Annotated in this window: 4 protein-coding genes and 1 pseudogene; 2 read left to right on the top strand and 3 right to left on the bottom strand. The window is 59.8% G+C overall.

From position 1 onward, the window contains the following. Both ENZ75_RS22945 and ENZ75_RS22940 read right to left on the bottom strand, forming a co-directional pair. Nucleotides 1-224: pseudogene (locus ENZ75_RS22945) on the bottom strand (multidrug effflux MFS transporter); the annotation flags it as partial. Further along, nucleotides 221-2,344: a S9 family peptidase gene (locus ENZ75_RS22940; protein ID WP_013532662.1), complete on the bottom strand. Its 2,124-nt coding sequence runs from the start codon at nt 2,342-2,344 to the stop codon at nt 221-223. The pseudogene ENZ75_RS22945 and the gene ENZ75_RS22940, both read right to left, overlap by 4 nt. A 160-nt stretch (nt 2,345-2,504) precedes the next feature. Here ENZ75_RS22940 and ENZ75_RS22935 point away from each other — a divergent pair, with 160 nt between their 5' ends. Next, nucleotides 2,505-2,876 carry an SH3 domain-containing protein gene (locus ENZ75_RS22935; protein ID WP_164745941.1) on the top strand — a complete coding sequence of 124 codons (372 nt, stop codon included), beginning with the start codon at nt 2,505-2,507 and terminating at the stop codon, nt 2,874-2,876. A 444-nt stretch (nt 2,877-3,320) separates the two neighbouring features. Continuing rightward, nucleotides 3,321-3,746, top strand: coding sequence for a MucR family transcriptional regulator (locus tag ENZ75_RS22930; protein ID WP_013532660.1), 426 nt, complete (start codon nt 3,321-3,323; stop codon nt 3,744-3,746). Between the two features lie 92 nt (nt 3,747-3,838). Here ENZ75_RS22930 and ENZ75_RS22925 read toward each other — a convergent pair whose 3' ends face one another. Then, nucleotides 3,839-4,267 carry a SufE family protein gene (locus tag ENZ75_RS22925; protein ID WP_013532659.1) on the bottom strand — a complete coding sequence of 143 codons (429 nt, stop codon included), beginning with the start codon at nt 4,265-4,267 and terminating at the stop codon, nt 3,839-3,841. Nucleotides 4,268-4,312 lie beyond the last annotated feature (45 nt).

Here is a 4,312-nt window from a genome sequence, read left to right as displayed (position 1 = left end):
TTGCGGCCGACCATGTCGGAGATCGGCCCGACGACGATCTGGCCAAAGCCCATCGACAGGAAGAAGATCAACAGGCTCATCTGCACGGCAGCGGTGCCGGCATGCAGATCGGCGCCGATCGACGGCAGCGCGGGCAGATACATGTCGATGGCGAACGGGCCGATGGCGGACAACAAGCCGAGCACGACCGCGATGTAGGCGATCAGGGTGGTCAGGTCGATCATTTGTTGGTTGCTCCCGTAAGCTGCGCCTTGCCCATCACTTTCAGCGCGAAGGAGTAGGTGTAGGCGATCTCTTCCAGCCGCGAAAACCGGCCGGAAGCGCCTGCATGGCCGGAATCCATATTGATCTTGAACAGAACCGGATTGTCGCCGCTCTTGCGGTCGCGCAGCCGGGCCACCCATTTGGCCGGTTCCCAATAGGTGACGCGCGGATCGGTGAGACCGGCCAGCGCCAGGATCGGCGGATAGTCGTGATCAGAGACATTGTCGTAGGGCGAATAGGCAGCGATCGTCCGATAGTCGTCGGCGGACGCGATCGGGTTGCCCCATTCGGGCCATTCCGGCGGCGTCAGTGGCAGGGTCGCATCGAGCATGGTGGTGAGCACATCGACGAAGGGAACCTCGGCGACGATGCCGCCAAAACAATCCGGCGCCATGTTGGCGACGGCACCCATCAGCATGCCGCCGGCCGAACCGCCTTGCGCGACGATACGGTCATGCGCCGTGTAACGCTCGGTGACCAGATGGCGCGCGACGGCGATGAAATCGGTGAACGTGTTCATCTTGTTCTCCCGCTTGCCGTCATCGTACCAGCCATAGCCCTTGTCCTTGCCGCCGCGAACGTGAGCAATGGCGAAGACAAAGCCGCGGTCGACCAGCGAGAACCAGTTGGTGTTGAAGGCGGCCGGCACGGTGATGCCATAGGAGCCGTAGCCGTAAAGCAGGCAAGGTGCGGATCCGTCCAGCGGCGTGTCGCGATGATGCAAAAGCGAGATCGGCACCAGTTCGCCATCGCTGGCCGGCGCCATCAGCCGCCGCGTGACATAATGGTCCGCATCATGGCCGGACGGCACTTCCTGGGTCTTCAGCAGCACCCGCTCGCGGGTGCGCATGTTATAGTCGAACACCTGCGCGGGCGTCGTCATCGACGAGTAGGAAAAGCGCATGATCTCGGTGTCGTACTCATAGGAACCCGACAGGCCGAGCGAGAAGGCCTCCTCGTCGAGGGACAGAAGATGCTCCTCGCCGCTGATACGGTCGCGCACCACAATGCGCGGCAGGCCTTCCTTGCGTTCGAGCCGGACCATGTGGTCCCTGAAGCCGATCACCGACAGGATCAGCCGGCCGGGCTCGTGCGGCACCAGTTCCTGCCAGTTGGCGCGCACGGGATCGCTCGCCGGCGCCGTCATGATCTTGAAGTCCTTGGCGCCGTCGGCATTGGTCAGGATGAAGAAGATATCGCCGCCTTCTTCCAGCTCGTATTGAAGGCCAACCTCGCGCGGCGACACCAGTTTCGGTTCGGCAAACGGATCGTCGGCGCGCATCAGGCGGTATTCCGAAGTCTCGTGATCGTTGATGCCGATCATGATCCATTCGTTGTTGCGGGTGCCGTCGACATTCATGAAGAAGCCGGGATCGGTTTCCTCATAGATCAGCCGGTCGCTGTCCGGGCTGTCGCCCAGCGCATGGAAGAGTACCTTGGACGGGCGATGGTTGGGATCGAGACGGGTGTAGAAGAAGCCGTCATTGCCTGCGTTCCAGACGCCTGAACCGCCGGTGTCGGGGATCTGGTCGGCAAGCTCCTTGCCATCGGCAAGGTCACGCACGCGAAGCGTGTAGAATTCGGAGCCCTTGTCGTCGAATGCCCATAGCAGCTTGGCGTGGTCGGCCGAATGGTCGACACCGCCAAGACGGAAATAGGCCTTGCCCGCGGCCTCCGCATCGCCGTCGAGCAGGATATGCTCGGCGCCGCCGTCGCGCGACATGCGGAAATAGCGCGGCTGCTCGCCACCAAGTTTAAAGGACGAGCCGTAGGCATAGGGCCCATCCTTCATCGGCACGGAAGAATCGTCTTCCTTGATACGGCCCTTCATCTCCTTGAAAAGCTGCTTTTGCAGTTCGACCGTGTCGGCCATCAGCTTCGACTGGTAGGCATTCTCCGCCTCGAGTTCTGCGCGGATCCCCGCATCGAGCAATGACGGGTCGCGGAACATCTCCTGCCAGTTGTCGGCCCGTAGCCAGGCATAGTCGTCGGTTCGCGTGATGCCGTGATGCGTGTCGGAAACCGGCCGCTTCTCGGGCGTTGGCGGGCTGACGATCGGAAATATGGATGTCTTGGTCATTGCATCTCGCTTTGCCAGTATCTTCAATGGGCCAGTATCTTGAAGGGCCATCTCGAATGGAGAAGTATCTTGAATGGCAAATGAACACGCCGATCAGGGCAGGTTCAAGAGCCGGAGCGTATGGGTTGTGTCGGCTCCAGGAGATGAGCCGGGAGGAGAGATGATGACTATTTGGTCTCGGACTGCTGCGGCTTTCGCCGTTGCTTCGCTAACTCTGGGCTTTGCCGGCCAGTCTCATGCGACCGTATTCGCGGCTTGGCAAGTGGCCAATGTCCCGTTCGGCGACACGCTCAATGTACGCAAATACCCTTCGGGCACATCCCAAAAGCAGGCGGGATATCCGAACGGTACCGTTCTGCAGATGACCGGGCGATGCACCGGCGGAATAAACCTGCTCGACATCGCCAACCAGCCGGCATGGAAGCAGGCACAAAAGATTCGCTATCGCTGGTGCGAAGTCTGGCATGATCCGGTCCAGAACGGCAATTTCGTCACCGGCTGGGCCTATGGCAAATACATCATCCCGCATTGATTGACGCGGCAGCAATCAGCCGATCGGTCGGATGACTGGCATGTCGCCTGATTGCTTGTGTATGACCACGGCAACCTGTGGTTTTGTGGGCAAATGCGAACAACCAATATTTCTCGAGCGATAGCCAAGCAAGATCAAACATTAAAACCCGTTTCGTGAGTTGCCACGAATGTAACGGCGATCTGACGTTGCGTCAGCTGCCGCCGACGGGAACGCGAAATATCGATAAATTACACAATGCACGAAAGATTGAAGCTGATCGCGGAACATTTGATCAATATCGTTCAATATAGCGCGAGGGGTGAATTGACTTACTTGGTCTGCACGCTCATTGATGTGCCCGCGACACGAATCGTAGAAACTCTACCTGCACAAAATTCGTGCGATGCCCTGCTTGTAAAAAAGGGCGCAGATCGATGTAACTCTTGTTGGGGACCGAAGACCATGGATATTGTCGAAACACCTTCCAGAAACAGCGATGCGCTGATCGAATTGACCGCCGATGTGGTGGCCGCCTATGTCAGCAACAATCCCGTGCCGGTCGGCGAACTGCCGAACCTGATATCCGATGTCCATGCCGCACTCGGGCGTGTGGGCGGAACCGCCGAACAGCCGCCTGCCGACAAGCAGAAGCCGGCGGTCAACCCGAAGCGGTCGGTTCATGACGACTACATCGTCTGCCTTGAAGACGGCAAGAAGTTCAAGTCGCTGAAGCGCCACCTGATGACCCACTATGACCTGACGCCGGACCAGTATCGCGAAAAGTGGAACCTCGACCCTACCTATCCGATGGTTGCACCCAACTATGCAGCTGCCCGGTCCCAACTCGCCAAGAAGATGGGTCTCGGCCGCAAGCGCAAAGCGCGGTAATTGCTGCCAGCCAGATCGGATCGACATCAACGGCGCCTTCGGGCGCCGTTTGATTTTTGCGAGCCGCGACGCGCGGATCGGGTCGGGAAGCGTCAGGCGGTCTGCTTGAGCGCTGCCTCGGCGTCGCGCTTGATGCGCTTGACCATCGAGCGAAGGCCGTTGGCGCGCTGCGGCGACAGATGTTCGTCGAGGCCGAGTTCTTTCAATGTCGCTTCCGCATCGGTCTTCTGGATTTCGCTGGCGGTCCTGCCGGAAAACAGCGCCAGCATGATCGCGACCAGCCCACGCACGATATGAGCGTCCGAATCGCCGGAGAAGGTGATGACAGGATCGGCTCCAGCTCCGCGTTCAGTGGTCAGCCAGACCTGGCTGACGCATCCCGGCACCTTGTTGGCGGGGCTGCGCTGCTCGTCCGGAAACGGCGGCAGCGCCTCGCCGAGTTCGATGACATAACGATAGCGGTCTTCCCATTCCTCGAGGAACGAGAAGTCGTCGCGGATCGTCTGGATCGTCGTGGTCATGTCTGGGATATAGTCACGCGGCGGCTCCGCGTCACGGAAAAAACA

Origin of the sequence: Mesorhizobium sp. M7A.F.Ca.CA.002.04.1.1 (assembly GCF_004022805.1) — a bacterium.
Classification (GTDB): Bacteria; Pseudomonadota; Alphaproteobacteria; order Rhizobiales; family Rhizobiaceae; genus Mesorhizobium; species Mesorhizobium ciceri.
This window is presented reverse-complemented; position numbering and strand designations above follow the sequence as displayed.

Excerpts from the sequence above, each read along its gene's own strand:
- ENZ75_RS22930 (WP_013532660.1), top strand. The coding sequence starts at position 3,321 with ATGGATATTGTCGAAACACCTTCCAGAAACAGCGATGCGCTGATCGAA.
- ENZ75_RS22925 (WP_013532659.1), bottom strand. The coding sequence starts at position 4,267 with ATGACCACGACGATCCAGACGATCCGCGACGACTTCTCGTTCCTCGAG.
- ENZ75_RS22940 (WP_013532662.1), bottom strand. The coding sequence starts at position 2,344 with ATGACCAAGACATCCATATTTCCGATCGTCAGCCCGCCAACGCCCGAG.
- ENZ75_RS22935 (WP_164745941.1), top strand. The coding sequence starts at position 2,505 with ATGATGACTATTTGGTCTCGGACTGCTGCGGCTTTCGCCGTTGCTTCG.